Here is a 16,630-nt window from a genome sequence, read left to right on the forward strand (position 1 = left end):
GTTCCCCTTCATCGGCAATGGCAAGGCGATCGCGCTGGGCGAGGCGGAAGGCTTCACCAAGACGGTGTTCGACGCCAAGACCGGCGAACTGCTGGGCGCGCACATGATCGGCGCGGAAGTCACGGAAATGATCCAGGGCTACACCATCGGCAAGACGCTGGAGACGACCGAGGCGGAACTGATGCACACCGTCTTCCCGCATCCGACCATTTCGGAATCGATGCATGAAAGCGTGCTCGCCGCCTATGGGCGTGCGCTCCATATCTGATCGGCGACTATCGCTGACAAAGGGCGCGGGGGCTTTGGCTCTCGCGCTTTTTTGCGTATTGGCTATCGCGCTGATGCAGCGGGCGGGGTGGCTCGATGGCTTGAATGTCGGGCTGATGGAGCGGGCAGGCGCGGCGCGGGATGCGGCGGTTGGGCATAGCATTACGATCGTGATGCGCCTGGCGTCGGCGATCGGCGGAACGGCGGGCAGGATTGTTCTCGTTCTGCTGGTGGCGGGGCCTTTGCTCTGGGCAGGGCTTCGACGGTCGGCGCTCTGGCTGCTGCTGGTCGTGATCGGCGGGACGTTGCTCAACCTTGCGCTCAAGCAGATATTCGCTGCGCCCCGGCCCGACTTGCTCCCGCATCTGGATGTGGTTCACACTTACAGTTTCCCCAGCGGTCATTCGGCGGGGAACATGATCTTCTTCGGCGCGCTGGCGATGCTGGCGGGGCGGCGTTCGGGCTACTGGGCGGCGTCGGCCATGATCGCGCTGATCGGCGTCAGCCGGGTGTGGCTGGGCGTGCATTGGCCGAGCGATGTGACGGCTGGCTGGATCGAGGGGCTGGGCTGGCTTGCCCTGTGTGGCGTGTGGCTACCAGCGCGGCGAGGGCAGAAATAACGCGCGGCCGATGCTGCTGTGCGGCGGCATGCCGTCGCTGGTGATGAAACCATGGACCCAGAAACTGTCGAACGCCGTCGCCGCGGCGAGCAGCAGCAGCGGGAGGGCGGTGATCGCGAGCAGGCGTGGTGCGCCTCTTATCGCGCGATCGGGTGACAGAGCGAGCAGGACCAGCGGTAGTACAGGCAGGAAATAGCGGCCCTGCGTTCCCTGAATATAGTCGGCGCCAAGCGGCGTGCCGGTCAGATACATGGCGGTTTCTATGAGCAGCGCGACGCCGGCCGCGACGGTGAGCCACCAGAGGCGCTGGGCAAGACCGAAGCGCGCGCCCGATCCGCTTGCCACGCCCGCCACCAGCATCAACGCCGCCAGCGGATAAGCCAGCAGCGGGAGCAGGATGGCGTTCCAGCCGAAGCGGCCGACGATCTGCAGCGCATAGACGGGCGCGCGCTCCGTGACGCTGGTGACGAGGATGCGGATATAGGCGACGGGATCGTGCAGGATGATGCCGAGTTGCTCGCCGAGCGGCGCGGTCATCATCGTCTCGCCGGTCTTGCGCGACTGGATATGATAGAGCGCCTGACTGCCACCGGAATAGTGCATCCATCCGACAAAGGCGATCGCGCCGAGCGCCATTGCGCCAAGGATCAGGCCCGGCCGGATGTCGCGGCGATGCTGCTGCCAGCGCAGGCCGGCGGCCATCAGCGGCAGATAGACGCCCTTGCAGAGCGCCAGCAGAGGGGCGGTGATGAGGAGGCCGGCCGATCTTGCTGGAGCAGCCCCCATGAAACCGATGCGCAACGCCAATGCGAGGCCGAGGAAGCCGAGGCCGTTGATAACGGCATCGGGCGAGAGCGAGCCGGTCTGATAGGCGAAGGTCGGCAGCAGCGCCGTCGCCAACATGGCGTTGCGACCGAAGGGTAAAAGGCGCAGCGCGGCAATCAGCAGGGCGAGGCCGGTCAGCATGTTGACCAGCCGGCCGACATAGAAGGCGTCGATCCAGGGCCGATCCAGCGCGCGGCCCAGCGCCAATCCGGCGGCTCCGGGGGCGTAGAGGCTTGGCGCATAGCTGGCGACATTGGGGAAATCGGCGAAGGCGGTTCCGTCACGACCGGCGTCGGCGGCGGCGCTGTCGGCCAATTGCCTTCGGTCGAAGCGGCGAAGTTCGGGCGGCAGGTCGGTCGGGAAATCGACGGCGTGGATGTCGAGCGCAGCGCGCGGCAATAGCGCACCGATTGCCTCGCCGCGCTGCTCGGTCAGCAGATGGCCCTGCGCCAGTGACAGGGCCTTCATATAATGCTGGTTCTCGTCAGGCGCCTGAAAGGGGGGCGTGACGATGGTAAAGAAGAGCGTCGCGGCGCAGATGGCGGCGAGAAGCAGTTTCTCGATGCTGGTCCATGGGGCGGCGAACAGCATGTCCGCGCCGCCATGTCGCTGCATCGATCGTCGTTCGTTTCGCATCGCCTGCCTGTAGCTCCCCACGGAGCATCGCGTCATTCAAAAGGCGATCCTGGCAGGCGAGGCTTAATATTTCGCGTCGGTATCGAATAATTGCCGCGTAGGCACTCATTCCTCGACCACTTCCCGTTCGGCCGGTGGATGGAGGCGCAGACGGGTGACGCGGCGACCGTCGCTGGCGACGATCTCCAGCTTCCAGCCGCTTTCCTCATGCTCCAATATTTCGCCCGGTTCCGGCACGCGGCCCGCCAGGATGAAGGCGAGGCCGCCGAGTGTGTCGACATCTTCCTCGACCTCGCCCAGCTTCGGGTCGATTTCCTCGGCCACGTCTTCCAGTTCGGCGCGGGCGTCCGCTTCCCAGAGGCCGCCGTCGAGCGGGACGAGCATCGCCTCGGGCGTGTCGTCATGCTCATCCTCGACCTCGCCGACGATTTCCTCGACCAGATCCTCGAAGGTCAGCAGGCCTTCGGTGCCCGAATATTCGTCCAGCACGATGGCGAGATGGGTGCGCTTGGCGCGCATTTCGGCGAGTAGGTCGAGCGCGCCCATGCTTTCAGGCACGTAGAGCGGCTGACGGATCAGCGGTTCCAGCGTTTCGGGGACCGGCGCCTTGCCAGCAAGGATCGCGAACGCGTCGCGGATGTGGATCATGCCGACGATGGTGTCGAGATTTTCGCGATAGACCGGGATACGGCTATGACCGGCCTCGGCGAAAAGCGCCGCCAGATCGGCGAAGCTTGCCTTTTCCTCGATCGCGATGATGTCGGAGCGGGGAACCGCTACGTCATCGACCGTATGTTCGGAGAAATGGAGGAGATTGCGAACCATCTGGCGTTCGATCGCCGACAGGTCGCCCTTGGCAGGCGGATTCTCGTCCTTCTCATCCTCGTCATATTCGTCGAGGGCTTCTTCCAGTTCCTTGCGGAGGCTGGTTTCCTCACCCTCGCCGAACAGGAGCGACTTGATGCCGCTCCATAAGCCGCCCTCGTTGCTACTGTCCGCTTCTTTCGAAGAGGTGCTGTCCTTCGGGCTGCCTTCAGCCATAATGTCAATCAATCCCCTGTTATTCGATCCCCATAGGGATCGGAAAGGCCCATGCTGAGGAGCGCTGCAATCTCCAGCGCTTCCATCGCTTCGGCCTCATTGTCTTCCATATGATCATATCCAAGCAAATGAAAAGTACCGTGGACGATCAGATGCGTGGCATGGTCGGCGACCGATATGCCCTTTTCCGCGGCCTCCGCGGCACAGACGCCCTCCGCCAGCACGATATCGCCGAGCAGGATTTCGCCATCGTCGGTATTGGCCGTGGCCTGGAGCAGGTCGTCCTGCACCATCGGGAAGGACAGCACGTTGGTCGGCTTGTCCTTGTCCCGATAGGCGCGGTTGAGACTATGGACTTCATCGTCTGATGTCAGCTTGACCGCCACTTCGTACAGCGCCTGATCCGTCGCGAAGGCGGCATAGGGGCTGTGCGCGATGGCGGTGCTGACGGCACGCTGGGCAAGCAATTCCCAGTCGATGCCGGGCCAGCCTTCTTCATGGAGGACGGCGACTTCAATCATTCGACATTCTTTCCGTGATATCAGGCATCCGGCCCCTCATAGGCCTGAACGATGCGGCCGACGACCGGATGACGGACGACGTCGCTGATTCCGAAGGGCACCATGGCGATGCCTTCCACACCATCGAGCCGGGCGACCGCATCGGCAAGGCCCGATATGCCGGGTTGCGGCAGGTCGACCTGCTTGGGATCGCCACAAATGACCATGCGGCTGCCTTCGCCGAAGCGGGTCAGGAACATCTTCATTTGGGCGATTGTGGTGTTCTGCGCCTCGTCCAGCACGATGAAGGCATTGGCGAGTGTTCGGCCGCGCATGAAGGCGAGCGGGGCGATTTCGATCTCACCCGATGCAATGCGCCGTTCGACCTGCTCTGCCGGGAGCGTGTCGTGCAGCGCGTCGTAGATCGGGCGGAGATAGGGATCAACCTTCTCCTTCATGTCGCCGGGCAGGAAGCCGAGCTTTTCACCCGCTTCCACGGCGGGACGCGAGAGGATCAGGCGATCGACGCTGCCGGTGATGAGCTGGCTCACCGCCTGGGCGACGGCGAGATAGGTCTTGCCCGTGCCTGCCGGGCCAAGCGCGAAGATGATGTCGTTGCGATTGAGCGCTTCCATATAGGTGACTTGCGTCGCGGAGCGCGGCACGATGGTCTTCTTGCGCGTGCGGATCATCACCTTGGGCGGTTCGGCGACGTCGGTGCGGATGATGCCGTCCAGCGTCGGTTCGGACGACATGGCGATCACCGCCTCGACAGCGCCGGCGTCTATTTCCTGCCCGGCGACGATACGATTATAGAGGCCGGTCATGACATCGCGCGCACGGGCGGCGGCTTCGGCCTCGCCCTCGATCTGAAGCTTGTTACCGCGCGCGGCGATATAGACGCCAAGACGGTTCTCGATCGCGACCAGATTGCGGTCATATTGGCCGAACAAAGCGCCCAGCAGGTGCGGCCGGTCGAACGTGACTTCGAGCCGGGCGCGCTCGGCGGTTTCGGCGCGGTGGCTCTGGTTGGGTTTCTTGGACATTCAGCAGCCTCCCTTGCTCGTCATTCCCCTCGATCGACCGGTTCGTTGCCGGGTTAGGGGGATTTGGGTTCCCGAGATTGCGGGATTGACGAGGCTTTGGTTCAAGCGGCCTTCCTCCTGCTGAGTTCGCCGGCCAGGCTGTTCGGGCCGGCGCTGATGATATCGACTTCGACCATATCGCCGATGCTGAGTTCCGGTGCGGTGACTACGACGGACTGGAGCCAGGGCGACTTGCCGATGAGCTGGCCGGGATAGCGGCCCTTGCGCTCAAGGAGAATGTCGGTGGTGCGGCCCACAGTGGCGCTGTTGAATTCCACCTGATGGCGATTGATCAAAGCCTGGAGCCGGGCGAGCCGGTCGTCCATCACTTCGGCCGGGATCTGGTGATCCATGTCGGCGGCCGGGGTGCCGGGGCGTGGGCTATATTTGAAGCTGTAGCATTGGGCGTAGCGCACCTGCTCGACGATCTTCAGCGTATCCTCGAACTCGGCGTCCGTCTCGCCGGGGAAGCCGACGATGAAGTCGCCTGACAGGGCGATATCCGGCCGCGCTTCGCGCACGCGCTTGATGATCCGCAGATAGCTTTCGGCGCTATGGCTGCGGTTCATGGCCTTGAGGATGCGGTTGTTGCCAGACTGCACCGGCAAATGGAGGAAGGGCATCAGCTTCGGCTCATCGCCATGGGCGGCGATCAGGCCGTCGCTCATGTCGTTGGGATGGCTGGTTGTGTAGCGGATGCGCTTCAGGTCCGAGATCTTCGCCAGTTCGCGGGCGAGGCCGTCCATGCCTTGCGCGCGGCCCTTGTCATCCTCGCCGGTCCAGGCGTTGACGTTCTGGCCGAGCAGGGTGATCTCGCGCACGCCGCCGTCGACCAACGCTCTGGCCTCATCGAGGATCGCGCTCCAACTACGGCTGATTTCCGCGCCGCGCGTGTAGGGCACCACACAATAGGTGCAGAATTTGTCGCAGCCTTCCATAATGGTCAGGAAAGCGGTCGGTCGCGCCTGCTTGGTACGGGCGGGCAGGGCGCCGAACTTCGATGCCAGCGGCATGTCGGTATCGACGGCCTCTTCGCCGCGCCCGACCTTGTCGATCAGGTCGGGCAGGCGGTGATAGGCCTGCGGGCCGACGACGATGTCGACATTGCGGGCGCGGCGCTGGATTTCGCTGCCCTCGGCCTGCGCGACGCAGCCGGCGACGGCGATCATCGGGCGCGTGCCGTCCTCGCGGGTCAGGCGGCCAATGTCGGAATAGACCTTGTCCACCGCCTTTTCGCGGATGTGACAGGTGTTGAGGATGACGAGATCGGCGTCCGTCCCATCCGCGGCGGCAGTCATGCCCTGCGTACCCAGCATCTCGGCCATGCGTTCGCCATCATAGACGTTCATCTGGCAGCCGAAGGATTTGACGTGGAAAGTCGCTGGAGATGTCTTCGTGGGAGTCTGGGGGGCGTCGTTACGATTCATGTGGTCCAGCTATACAGGGCGGATCGTCGGAGAGGAAGGGTGCTGATGGGCGACGATGCTTCGGCCTATCCGATCCTGCGCCAGGGCGGCGATCGCCTTGCGGTCGGCGCAGGTTGCCGGATCGAACGGCTCCAGAAAACGGATCGTGACCGGCAAGGGGCCCTTCCGGCCAAGGATGCGCTTTGCATTGGCGCCGGCCGGTTCGTCGCCATGCCAGGCAATGACAGCCGTTTCAGCGCCATAGTCGATATGCACGGGCTGGATCATCACCGTGCGGGGCGGCGGCAGCAGCACGGCCAGAAGTGAGGGCTTGAAGGGCAGGAGGCTGGTACCGTCGCTGGTCGTGCCTTCCGGGAAGAGGGCGACCGGCTGATGGCCGAGCAGGGCGCCACGCAGGGCGTCCAACTGCCCGGAAAGCGCGCCGCGCCGTTCGCGGGATACGAACAGTGTATTATTCTGGGCAGCGAGCCAGCCAATCACCGGCCAACGGGCGACGCCGTCATGCGATACGAAGGCAGCGCCTGTCGCGCCGCCCAGCGCCAATATGTCGATCCAGCTCACATGATTGGCGAGGATGAACAGGTCGCCGTGATGCGGCTGTCCCTCGATCCGCACCTTCGCGCCCACCGACCGGGCCGCCAGCGCCAGGAAGCGGGGTGGCCAGGGGGAGGTGCGGCGAAACAGGCGCCAGATCAGATGCGGAATGAGGCAGAGCAGCAGGCTGCCGGCCAGTGCCGCAAGCCGCAGCAGGCGACGGACGCTAGAACGCGCTGCGTCGAATCCAACGCAGGTCGCGCGCTCCAATTTTTTGTTTTCGCATCGCTTACTGCGCAAAACCGGTACCCACTTTTGCGCGCAATGCTCCAGCCAAGATGGATCAGTTCTTGCGGTCGAGCGCGACGCCGTACAATTCCATGCGATGGTCGACCAGGCGGAAACCCAGTTTCTCGGCGATCTGTTTCTGGAGCTGTTCCAGTTCGGGGTCCACGAATTCAATGACGTTGCCGGTTTCGACGTCGATCAGATGGTCGTGATGCGATTCCGGCGCGGCTTCGTAACGGGCGCGGCCGTCGCCGAAGTCATGGCGTTCCAGGATGCCGGCTTCCTCGAACAAACGCACGGTGCGATATACCGTCGCGATCGAGATGCCGGGGTCGATGGCGGCAGACCGCTTGTGCAGTTCCTCGACATCGGGATGGTCGGTGGCGTCGCTCAGCACCTGGGCGATGACGCGGCGCTGTTCGGTGATGCGCAGCCCCTTTTCATGACAGAGGGCTTCTACGTCAATTTTGCGGTTCATGCAGGCTCGCTTGATTGCTTTTGCGAAAAGTCGGACAAAGCCTAGCGACTTTTATCCAAACAGGAAAGGGGCGCGTCGGCGACGCGCCCCTTCCGTGGAAGGCTTGAAACAAGCGCGGCGATTATTTGCCGCGGGTGCGGCGACGCTTCGTGCCAAGGCCGATTTTCTTCGCCAGGCTGCGGCGCTGTTCGGCATAGTTGGGGGCGACCATCGGATAGTCGGCCGGCAGGCCCCACTTGGCGCGATAATCTTCCGGCGTCATCTGATAATGGGTCATCAGGTGACGCTTCAGCATCTTCAGCTTCTTGCCGTCTTCCAGGCAGATGATGTAGTCGGGCTTGATCGAGGAGCGGACCGAAACGGCGGGCTCCGGCTTCACTTCCGGAGCGACGACCGGCTGATTCAGCGCCGACAGGGCGGCATGAACATTCTGGATCAGCGAAGAAACGTCCGAAACAGCCACGCTGTTGTTGGACACATGCGCGGCGACAATGTCCGACGTCAAAGTAATGAGCAGTTCGCTCTGAGCCGATTCGGTTTCCATTTTCCTGTTTCCTACAAGGCTATATTGTTTTGCGACCCGCCCAAGGACATTATTTCAGGAGCGGTCTGGCCTCGCTAAACCTTGCTGTTTCATTTCGCAAGGCCTGAATCTGTCACATTCGCATATCCAGGCGAAAACTTAGCGCGTCATATAGTTGACCGTCATTACCGCGATAATAACCGGGACGCCGATGAACATATTCGAACCCGGTTTTCTCATATAGACGAACAGCGTTGTTGGTCGCGCGTACTTCAAGGTTCATCGATATGATGCCCTTACGGCGTGCGGTAACAAGACTATCGCGCAACAATGTCTCGCCGACACCGCGCCCGCGCCACAGCGGAGCCACCGCAAGCAGCAGCAATTCACATTCGTCCAGCACGGACCGGACCAGCGCAAAGCCAAACGGCGTGGCATCGACATGGGCGATCGTCAGCCAGGTGCCCGGCATCATCATCACGCCGGCCAGTTGCGGCAGCGTCCAGGCTTCGCCAAAGGCCGGGTCGAACGCCGCGACCATGACATCCATGGCGTCGGACATCGCGTTGCGATCCGCTTCTTCGTAAATGTCGAGGGCAAGGCCGGGGATCATGGCGCGGCGCGCTCCGCCATGGTCTTGGCATCCGCGCCACGGCCGTAGATCGGGATCGGCGGCAGGGGGGGGAGGTCGGCGATCAGGGGGTAGTCGCTCGCATCGGGATACAGGCTGATCGCCGCACCGGCGCCGCGTGCGGTGACGAGCGCTTCGGCGCCGGTCCCAAATATGGTGGCTGCGTCGATCCGTTCGGCCAACAGGGTGATCGGCGTCGATGCGATATCGCTGGTGGAGATCAGGCCGCCCTTTTCGAAGCTTTGCCAGAACAGTTCGCCATGCCCGCCCGTGATGGTCACGATCAGCGGGACTTCGTCATGCGCCTGTCCGGCGCGGGCCGCGATCATCGAAGGGGCGCTATAGCCGTGAAGCGGGATATTCCAGGCGAGCGCCAGCGCGCGCGCGGCGGCCACGCCGATGCGGACGCCGGTAAAGCTTCCGGGGCCGACATCGACCGCGATCGCATCGGCGCGCCCGCCTTCCGGCAGGGCGGCGATGGCGGGCAGCAGCGCTTCGGCATGGCCGCGCCCGACAATCTCATGAAACCGGCCGATCGGCGCGCCGTCTTCCAACAGCGCCACGGACAGGGCCTGTGTCGCAGTGTCGATCACCAGCAGGCGCAAAAATGACTCCCTAAAGCGGACCCGAAGCGGGGATTCGCCTAGCGGTTAATCGATCCGGCAGGATTTGCCAAATCGCCTTATGACCAAATCGCCTTATGATCAGACGGCGCGCACTTCGGTCACTTCAGGGACATAATGTTTAAGCAACTGCTCGATGCCGTTCTTGAGCGTCGCGGTCGAGGAGGGGCAGCCGGAGCAGGCGCCCTGCATCTTGAGATAGACGGTGCCTTTGTCGAAACCGCGATAGATGATGTCGCCGCCGTCATTGGCCACGGCTGGACGGACGCGGGTGTCGATCAGGTCACGGATCTGCTCGATAATCTCGGCATCCTCCGGATCGTCGGCAAAGTCTTCCTCGTCGGCCGGGACGGTGATGCCGGCGGCGGTCCCCGGCGCAAAGAGGGGCATGTTGGCCGAGAAATGTTCCAGCAGGGTCGCCAGCACGTCGGGCTTCACGTCCGACCATTCCGAACCAGGCGCGATCGTCACGGATATGAAGTCGCTGCCGAAGAAAACGCCGGTGACATCGCCGAGGCCGAACAGGGCGTCGGCGAGCGGCGAGGCTTCGGCTTCCTCGGGCGTGGCGAAATCGCGCGTTCCCGTCCCCATGACCTCGCGGCCGGGGAGAAATTTGATGGTCGCCGGATTGGGCGTCAGTTCGGTCTCGATCAGCATGGCGCTCATGTGGCGATTGGCGCGGCCAAGATCAAGCGTTTCGGGAACTTCGCTCCACCCCGGCAATTGAAGGAAAAGCCAAGGAGACAGGATATGACCAACGAAGCCGATATTCGCGACCGTTTCTGGACCGATCTGTCCAGCAGCCCCTTTCTGATGGTGGGGTTGCGCAATAGCACGGAGCATAGCCTGCCGATGACGGCGCAGCTCGATCCCAAGGCCAATCATTGCTTCTGGTTCTATACGTCGAAGGATAACCGTCTGGCGTCGGGCGGCCCCGCCATGGCGCAATTCGCGGCGAAGGACCATTATCTCTTCGCCTGCATCGAAGGCACGCTGGTGCCCGAAAGCGACGCGGCGGTGATCGATCGCTACTGGTCGAAGGAAGTCGAAGCCTGGTATCCGGGCGGTCGGAACGACCCGAGTCTGTTGATGCTGCGCTTCGATCTGGGGACCGCCGAGATCTGGCGCGCGGACCTGTCGATCACGGGCGTGTTCAAGATGATGTTCGGCGGCGACGTGCAAGGGGAGATGAAGGGCAAGCATGCCCAAGTCGCCCTCTGATCCGTTCATGTCCGGCAGGCGGCCTCCGGCGTTGGTCTGGGCCGCTTGCTATTTGACTGCGCTTCCTCCATATGCGCCGCAGCGCAGCAGATGACCCCTGTGGTCCCCAGCGATTGGCAGCGTGATCGTCCCTTATCCCCGAAGGATTGGCGGACCGGCCAATGACAGTCTGCGCCAAGCTTGAGGCTTCCCTTTTCACGCGGGTCGTTTCGTAACCCGCCTCGCGCCCTTGCTGTGTCCGCAGCGAAGTCGGCGCATGGCCGACTTGTGAGTTTACCCATGGAATTTACCGACCTTGGCTTGTCAGAGCCGATCCTAAAGGCGCTTGCCGCCAAGAAATATGCCAATCCCACCCCGATCCAACAGAAGGCGATTCCGGTCCTGCTCGAAGGCAAGGATCTGTGCGGCATCGCCCAGACGGGTACGGGCAAGACCGCGGCCTTCGCGCTGCCCAGCCTCGACTATTTCGCCCGCAACCCCAAGCAGACGCCGATCAAGGGCTGCCGCATGCTGGTGCTGTCGCCGACGCGCGAGCTCGCCGCGCAGATCGCGCAGAGCTTCCGCGACTATGGCCGCTTCCTGAAGCTGTCGGTTGAAACCGTGTTCGGTGGCGTGCCGATCAACAAGCAGATTCGCGCCCTGTCGCATGGTGTTGACATCGTCGTCGCCACGCCGGGCCGCCTGCTCGACCTGATCGACCAGCGCGCCTTCACCATCAAGGACACGGAAATCTTCGTTCTCGACGAAGCCGACCAGATGATGGACATGGGCTTCATCCATCCGCTGCGGCGCGTCGCCAAGCTGCTGCCGCGCGATCGCCAGAACCTCTTCTTCTCGGCCACCATGCCCAAGGAGATCGAGGCGCTGGCCGGCCAGTTCCTGAACGATCCGGTCAAGGTCAGCGTCGCGCCGCAATCGACCACGGCCGAGCGCGTCCGCCAGCAGGCGACCTTCGTCAATCAGGCGGAAAAGCAGGCGCTGCTCCACATCGTCCTCAAGAATGAGGATATCGACCGCGCGCTGATCTTCACCCGCACCAAGCATGGCGCCGACCGTGTCGTGCGTTTCTTGGAAGGGGCTGGCATCGACGCTTTCGCCATCCACGGCAACAAGAGCCAGGGCCAGCGCACCACGGCGCTGCAGGCGTTCCGCCAGGGCAAGGTGAAGCTGCTGGTCGCGACCGATATCGCTGCGCGCGGCATCGACGTGTCGGGTGTCAGCCATGTCATCAATTTCGAAATTCCGAACGTGCCCGAACAATATGTCCACCGCATCGGCCGCACGGCGCGCGCGGGCGCTGAAGGCGTGGCGATCAGCTTCGTGGCGGACGACGAGCGGCCCTATCTCAAGGCCATTGAGAAGGCGACGCGCGTAAAGCTGGAAATCGAGCCGCTGCCCGAGAATTTCCTGGAGGCAGTGCGTAGCCTTCCCAAGCCTGCCGCGCCGCGCAAGGGGCCGAAACAGACTCCGGCGCAGCAGACCAAGCGCGCCGAAGGGCAGCGCCGCTATCAGGACCAGCAGAAGGCGCAGCGCGGCGCGCCCGATAAGGCGCATCGTGGTGAAGGGGATGGGGCGGCCAAGCCGGCGCGTCGCCGTCGTCGCGGCAGTGTGGGCGCACATAAGGGTGCGGTCCAGCGCACCGGCGCGCCGCGCTGACCCTCAATATTCCGGGTCGATCGGGGAGTGATTTCCCGGTCGGCACGGGGTGGACGGGAAATGGGGCGGCTTGTCCGATCGCCGTCCCATGACCGTCCCCATAACTGTCATTGTCAGTGGCCATTCAGGAAAATGCCGCTAGGCTGCTGCGCCTATGCGTTTTTCCTCCCGCCGTTCGGCCGCTTCGCTCACCATCCTCGCCCTGCTTCTGTCGGGTTCCGCGCTGCCATTGGCGGCGAAGACCGACCCGGCCGCTATTCCGGCCCCTGCCGCAGGCGCGACGCAGGCGCAAACGCGCCCCTGGCTCTACGAAAACAGCGATGTGCCAATCGATACGGCGTGGCGGTTCGGCACGTTGCCGAACGGGCTGCGCTACGCCATCCGGCGCAATGGCGTACCGCCGGGGCAGGTTTCCGTCCGGCTTCGGATAGATGCCGGGTCGCTGATGGAGCGCGAGGATGAGCAGGGCTATGCCCATTATATGGAGCATCTCTCCATGCGCGGCTCGCGCCATGTGCCCGATGGCGAGTCGAAGCGGATCTGGCAGCGGCTGGGCGTGACCTTCGGCAGCGACAGCAATGCGCAGACCACGCCGACCGGTACGACCTATGCGCTCGACCTGCCGCAGGCGACGCAGGCGACGCTGGGCGAGAGTATGAAGATCCTGGCCGGGATGATGCTCGACCCCAATATCGTTGACAGCGCCGTCGATGCCGAGCGCGCGGTCGTGCTGGCGGAAAAGCGGGAGAGCGACGGGCCGCAGAGCCGCGTGTCCGACGCGAGCCGCAAGCATTTCTTCGCGGGTCAGCCGCTGGCTGAACATGCGCCGATCGGCACTGTAGCGACGCTGAATGCCGCGACGGCGGCGAAGCTGGAGGCGTTTCATCAGCGTTGGTATCGCCCCGAAAATGCGGTGATCGCGATTTCGGGCGACATCGACCCAGCGCTCGCCGAACAGTTGATCAAGGATAATTTCACCAGCTGGACGGCTGCGGGCAAGGGGGCGGCGATCCCCGACTTCGGTGCGCCGGACGCCAAGCTGCCGGCGACGGCGGTGCTGGTCGAGCCGGGCGCGCCCACCGGACTGACCATGGCCTGGCTGCGGCCGTGGAAGCCGCATGCGGACACGATCGTCTATAATCAGGACAAGCTGACCGACATGCTGGCGCTCCAGATCATCAGCCGCCGCTTCGAGCAGGCGGCGCGGGCCGGCGGCAGTTTTCTTCAGGCCAATGTCGAGCAGCAGGATGTCAGCCGATCGGCCGACGGCACCTTTCTGTCGATCATCCCCAGCGGGGACAATTGGGAAAAGGCGCTAAGCGACGTGCGCGCCATCGTGGAGGACGCGAAGGCGACGCCGCCGAGCCAGGCCGAGATCGATCGCGAATATGCGCAGATGGACATGGCGCTTGCCATCCAGGTCGAAAATTCGCCGACGGAAGCCGGGGCCAAGCAGGCAAGCGATCTGGTAAGTGCGGTCGATATCCGCGAAACCACGGTCAGCCCGCAGGCGGCGGTCGATATCTTTCGCGCGGGAAAGCCGGCGATGACGCCGGCCAAGATACTGGAATCGACGCAGCGGCTCTTTTCCGCCGGGGTGTTCCGTGCGCTTCTGGTGACGGGCAAGATCGAGCCGGGCGTCGATGCGAAGCTGGCGGCGGCGGTGGCTGCGCCAGTGAAGGCAGCGACCAACGCCCGACTGGCCGACAAGCCAGTGACGATGGACGATCTGCCCAAATTCGGCGCGCCCGCCACGGTGTTATCGCGCGAGCAGGTCGGCCTGCCAAGCATGGAGACGATCACCTTCTCCAACGGCGTCAAGTTGACCCTGTTCGCCAATGACGCCGAGCCGGAGAAGGTGCGCATCAATGTGCGCTTCGGCCATGGGCAGCAGGCCTTCTCACCGACCAAGCCAGTCGCAAGCTGGGCGGGCGATTATGCGCTGGTGGCGAGCGGCATTGGCAAGCTTGGCCAGCGCGAACTGGACGAACTGACCATCGGCCGGCGCATGGGCATGGATTTCGATGTCGATGACGACGCTTTCGAACTGCAGGCGATCACGCGCCCGGCGGACTATAAGGACCAGTTGCGCCTGTTCGCGGCAAAGCTGGCCGCGCCGGGCTGGGATCCGGCGCCGATCGCAAGGGTGAAGACCGGGGCGATCGTTGCCTACGACGCCATGTCGCGGTCGCCCGACGCGGTGCTGGGGCGCGACCTCAACTGGCTGCTGCATGACAAGGATGTGCGGTTCCGCACCCCGTCGCGCACCGAGATTGAGGCGCTGACGCCGCAGGCCTTCCGCTCGACCTGGGAGCCGGTGCTGGCGTCCGGTCCGATCGAAATCCAGATTTTCGGCCATGTGAAGGCGGAGGAGGCGATCCAGGCAGTTGCGGCGACCTTTGGCGCCATGCCCCAGCGCCCCGATACGCCGGTTCCCGCAGCCAACAAGGCGATGCGCTTCCCCGCTCACACGACAGTGCCCGTCGTCCTGCGGCACAAGGGCGACAAGGATCAGGCTGCGGCGGTCATCGCTTGGCCGACGGCGGGCGGCTTTGCGTTGCAGAAGGAAGGTCGGCAACTGGAAATCCTGACCCAGATCTTCAACGACCGGCTGTTCGACAAGCTTCGCTCTACCGAGGGGGCGGCCTATTCGCCAAGCGTCCAGAATAACTGGCCCTTTTCCTATGAAAGCGGCGGCTATATCCTTGTCACCAGCCAGGTGCGGCCGGATCGGATCGCCTATTTCTATGATGTGGTGAAGGCCACGGCGGCGGACCTCGTCAAGAATCCGGTTAGCGCCGACGAATTGCAGCGGGCGGTCGCGCCGATGCAGCAATTACTGATGCGCGCAAGCACGGGCAACGCCTTCTGGATGAACCAGATGGAAGGCGCGACCCATGATGCCCGCTATGTCCAGGCGATGCAGAATATGTCCAAGGATATGTTGAACGTGACGCCGACGGACTTGCAGGCGCTGGCCGCCAAATATCTGGTGCCGGGCAAAAGCTGGTCGGCAACCGTCCTGCCGGAGGGCGTAGCGGCGAAATAGGCTGGTCGGACGCGGCCCCTTTTCGCTTGCTCCGGCAGTGCGGGTAACGCTACGCGCCGGTAACACGGGTGGAGACACAGACGCATGACGGACGGGTTGCGATGAGCCTGCGGGTCATATTGTCGGTGGAGGCGCTGGAGCCTCACCTGTCGGGTATCGGCCGCTACAGTTGGGAACTGGCGCAGCGCCTGCCGTTGGTCAGCGGCATGCGCAGCCTGCGTTTCTATCGCAATGGCGAATGGATTGCTGAGCCGGCAAGGCTGTTGGATACTGCCGGCGTTCCGCTCTGGGGGAACAAGCCGCTACGCTGGCTGCGAAAGCGAAATCGCTGGGCCTTGCGGCTGCGCGATGCCGCTGTCATGCGCGGCCGCCTGTTCCATGGCCCCAACTATTTCCTGCCGTCATCAGCCGCCGGTGGGGTCATCACCGTCCATGACCTTTCGATCTTCCGCTATCCCGAAACGCACCCAGCCGAACGGTTGCGCCAGTTCGAGCGCCATTTCCGCGGATCGGTCGACCGGGCAGGCCATATCATCACCGACAGTGAGACGACGCGCGGCGAAGTGGCCGAATTCCTGGGGTTCGACAGGGACAGGATCACGGCGGTTCCGCTGGCGGCAAGTCCGGCCTTCCATCCGCGTCCGGCGGCGGCCATTGCGCCAGCCCTGACGCGCTATGATCTCGTACCGCAAGGCTATGCGCTTTGCGTCTCGACCGTCGAGCCGCGCAAGCGGATCACCGAATTGCTCCATGCCTGGGAAAATCTGCCGCGAGAGATACGTGATCGCTGGCCGTTGATGGTGACGGGCGGGGCCGGCTGGCTCAGTGATGGGATCCGCGACCTTATGGACAAGGGCGCGCGGCAGGGCTGGGTCCGCTATCTCGGCTTCGTACCGGAAGAGGATTTGCCGCTACTCTATGCCGGAGCGGCGTTGTTCGTTTATCCGTCCGTCTATGAAGGCTTCGGCCTGCCGCCGGTCGAGGCGATGGCGAGCGGGGTGCCGGTGGTGGTCGCCGACGCCTCCTGCCTGCCGGAAGTCACCGGCGGCGCTGCAATGCTGGTGCAGCCCGAAGATGTCGGCGATTTCTCGCGTCGGCTGGAGCAGGCGCTGGTCGATGCGCCCTGGCGACAAGCGGCGGTGGAAAAGGGGCTGGGCGTGGCAGGGCGCTTTAGCTGGGATCGCTGCGCGCATGAGACGGTGGACGTGTATCGACGGTTGGTCTAA

Annotated in this window: 16 protein-coding genes and 1 pseudogene; 6 read left to right on the forward strand and 11 right to left on the reverse strand. The window is 63.8% G+C overall.

Features of this window, described 5'->3' with window-relative positions; all coding sequences use genetic code 11:
* A pseudogene (locus DM806_RS23795) lies at positions 1-268 on the forward strand (dihydrolipoyl dehydrogenase); the annotation flags it as partial.
* A complete protein-coding gene (locus DM806_RS23800; RefSeq protein ID WP_179045729.1) occupies positions 246-887 on the forward strand; it encodes a phosphatase PAP2 family protein in 642 nt (213 codons plus the stop codon). The pseudogene DM806_RS23795 and the gene DM806_RS23800, both read left to right, overlap by 23 nt.
* On the opposite strand, the gene DM806_RS23805 is transcribed toward DM806_RS23800, so the two are convergent.
* The 11 genes from DM806_RS23805 to DM806_RS23855 form a co-directional block, all read right to left on the reverse strand.
* The gene (locus DM806_RS23805; RefSeq protein WP_179045730.1) at positions 861-2,348 is read right to left on the reverse strand and encodes a DUF2142 domain-containing protein; all 1,488 of its coding nucleotides are present in this window, start codon (positions 2,346-2,348) and stop codon (positions 861-863) included. The genes DM806_RS23800 and DM806_RS23805 overlap by 27 nt on opposite strands.
* Positions 2,349-2,453: 105 nt before the next feature.
* Positions 2,454-3,389 carry a hemolysin family protein gene (locus DM806_RS23810; protein ID WP_179045641.1) on the reverse strand — a complete coding sequence of 312 codons (936 nt, stop codon included), beginning with the start codon at positions 3,387-3,389 and terminating at the stop codon, positions 2,454-2,456.
* 8 nt (positions 3,390-3,397) lie between these two features.
* On the reverse strand, positions 3,398-3,910 hold the full coding sequence (gene ybeY, locus DM806_RS23815; protein WP_179045642.1) for an rRNA maturation RNase YbeY: 513 nt from the start codon (positions 3,908-3,910) through the stop codon (positions 3,398-3,400).
* Positions 3,911-3,930: 20 nt separating this feature from the next.
* Positions 3,931-4,935, reverse strand: a complete 1,005-nt coding sequence (locus tag DM806_RS23820) for a PhoH family protein (RefSeq protein WP_179045643.1) — start codon at positions 4,933-4,935, stop codon at positions 3,931-3,933.
* Positions 4,936-5,036: 101 nt separating this feature from the next.
* Positions 5,037-6,401, reverse strand: coding sequence for a tRNA (N6-isopentenyl adenosine(37)-C2)-methylthiotransferase MiaB (miaB, locus tag DM806_RS23825; RefSeq protein ID WP_179045644.1), 1,365 nt, complete (start codon positions 6,399-6,401; stop codon positions 5,037-5,039).
* Between the two features lie 9 nt (positions 6,402-6,410).
* Positions 6,411-7,205, reverse strand: a complete 795-nt coding sequence (locus DM806_RS23830) for a lysophospholipid acyltransferase family protein (protein WP_256869465.1) — start codon at positions 7,203-7,205, stop codon at positions 6,411-6,413.
* 73 nt (positions 7,206-7,278) lie between these two features.
* Positions 7,279-7,701, reverse strand: coding sequence for a Fur family transcriptional regulator (locus tag DM806_RS23835; RefSeq protein WP_017184208.1), 423 nt, complete (start codon positions 7,699-7,701; stop codon positions 7,279-7,281).
* Positions 7,702-7,822: 121 nt separating this feature from the next.
* Positions 7,823-8,245 (reverse strand): MucR family transcriptional regulator, encoded by a 423-nt coding sequence (locus DM806_RS23840; RefSeq protein ID WP_179045645.1) that lies wholly within the window; start codon positions 8,243-8,245, stop codon positions 7,823-7,825.
* 112 nt (positions 8,246-8,357) lie between these two features.
* Positions 8,358-8,837, reverse strand: coding sequence for a GNAT family N-acetyltransferase (locus DM806_RS23845; protein WP_179045646.1), 480 nt, complete (start codon positions 8,835-8,837; stop codon positions 8,358-8,360).
* The gene (gene tsaB / locus DM806_RS23850) at positions 8,834-9,460 is read right to left on the reverse strand and encodes a tRNA (adenosine(37)-N6)-threonylcarbamoyltransferase complex dimerization subunit type 1 TsaB (RefSeq protein WP_179045647.1); all 627 of its coding nucleotides are present in this window, start codon (positions 9,458-9,460) and stop codon (positions 8,834-8,836) included. Before tsaB ends, DM806_RS23845 begins: the two co-directional genes overlap by 4 nt.
* A gap of 99 nt (positions 9,461-9,559) precedes the next feature.
* Positions 9,560-10,135, reverse strand: a complete 576-nt coding sequence (locus DM806_RS23855; RefSeq protein WP_179045732.1) for a NifU family protein — start codon at positions 10,133-10,135, stop codon at positions 9,560-9,562.
* 93 nt (positions 10,136-10,228) lie between these two features.
* Between DM806_RS23855 and DM806_RS23860 the strand changes: the two genes are divergently transcribed.
* The 4 genes from DM806_RS23860 to DM806_RS23875 all read left to right on the forward strand — a co-directional run bounded on the left by DM806_RS23860 (position 10,229) and on the right by DM806_RS23875 (position 16,630).
* Positions 10,229-10,699 (forward strand): pyridoxamine 5'-phosphate oxidase family protein, encoded by a 471-nt coding sequence (locus tag DM806_RS23860; protein WP_179045648.1) that lies wholly within the window; start codon positions 10,229-10,231, stop codon positions 10,697-10,699.
* Between the two features lie 279 nt (positions 10,700-10,978).
* Positions 10,979-12,355, forward strand: a complete 1,377-nt coding sequence (locus DM806_RS23865; protein WP_179045649.1) for a DEAD/DEAH box helicase — start codon at positions 10,979-10,981, stop codon at positions 12,353-12,355.
* A 154-nt stretch (positions 12,356-12,509) separates the two neighbouring features.
* The gene (locus tag DM806_RS23870; protein WP_179045650.1) at positions 12,510-15,404 is read left to right on the forward strand and encodes a M16 family metallopeptidase; all 2,895 of its coding nucleotides are present in this window, start codon (positions 12,510-12,512) and stop codon (positions 15,402-15,404) included.
* A gap of 101 nt (positions 15,405-15,505) precedes the next feature.
* Positions 15,506-16,630 carry a glycosyltransferase family 4 protein gene (locus DM806_RS23875; protein WP_179045651.1) on the forward strand — a complete coding sequence of 375 codons (1,125 nt, stop codon included), beginning with the start codon at positions 15,506-15,508 and terminating at the stop codon, positions 16,628-16,630.

Source organism: Sphingobium lactosutens, assembly GCF_013393185.1.
GTDB lineage: Bacteria > Pseudomonadota > Alphaproteobacteria > Sphingomonadales > Sphingomonadaceae > Sphingobium > Sphingobium lactosutens_A.

Bases quoted from the DNA above. Each gene is read 5' to 3' on its own strand.
- DM806_RS23810 (WP_179045641.1), bottom strand. From the start codon at position 3,389: ATGGCTGAAGGCAGCCCGAAGGACAGCACCTCTTCGAAAGAAGCGGAC.
- DM806_RS23855 (WP_179045732.1), bottom strand. From the start codon at position 10,135: ATGCTGATCGAGACCGAACTGACGCCCAATCCGGCGACCATCAAATTT.
- DM806_RS23865 (WP_179045649.1), top strand. From the start codon at position 10,979: ATGGAATTTACCGACCTTGGCTTGTCAGAGCCGATCCTAAAGGCGCTT.
- DM806_RS23845 (WP_179045646.1), bottom strand. From the start codon at position 8,837: ATGATCCCCGGCCTTGCCCTCGACATTTACGAAGAAGCGGATCGCAAC.
- DM806_RS23860 (WP_179045648.1), top strand. From the start codon at position 10,229: ATGACCAACGAAGCCGATATTCGCGACCGTTTCTGGACCGATCTGTCC.
- DM806_RS23835 (WP_017184208.1), bottom strand. From the start codon at position 7,701: ATGAACCGCAAAATTGACGTAGAAGCCCTCTGTCATGAAAAGGGGCTG.
- miaB (WP_179045644.1), bottom strand. From the start codon at position 6,401: ATGAATCGTAACGACGCCCCCCAGACTCCCACGAAGACATCTCCAGCG.
- DM806_RS23805 (WP_179045730.1), bottom strand. From the start codon at position 2,348: ATGCGAAACGAACGACGATCGATGCAGCGACATGGCGGCGCGGACATG.
- DM806_RS23875 (WP_179045651.1), top strand. From the start codon at position 15,506: ATGAGCCTGCGGGTCATATTGTCGGTGGAGGCGCTGGAGCCTCACCTG.
- DM806_RS23800 (WP_179045729.1), top strand. From the start codon at position 246: ATGGGCGTGCGCTCCATATCTGATCGGCGACTATCGCTGACAAAGGGC.
- ybeY (WP_179045642.1), bottom strand. From the start codon at position 3,910: ATGATTGAAGTCGCCGTCCTCCATGAAGAAGGCTGGCCCGGCATCGAC.
- DM806_RS23870 (WP_179045650.1), top strand. From the start codon at position 12,510: ATGCGTTTTTCCTCCCGCCGTTCGGCCGCTTCGCTCACCATCCTCGCC.
- DM806_RS23820 (WP_179045643.1), bottom strand. From the start codon at position 4,935: ATGTCCAAGAAACCCAACCAGAGCCACCGCGCCGAAACCGCCGAGCGC.
- DM806_RS23840 (WP_179045645.1), bottom strand. From the start codon at position 8,245: ATGGAAACCGAATCGGCTCAGAGCGAACTGCTCATTACTTTGACGTCG.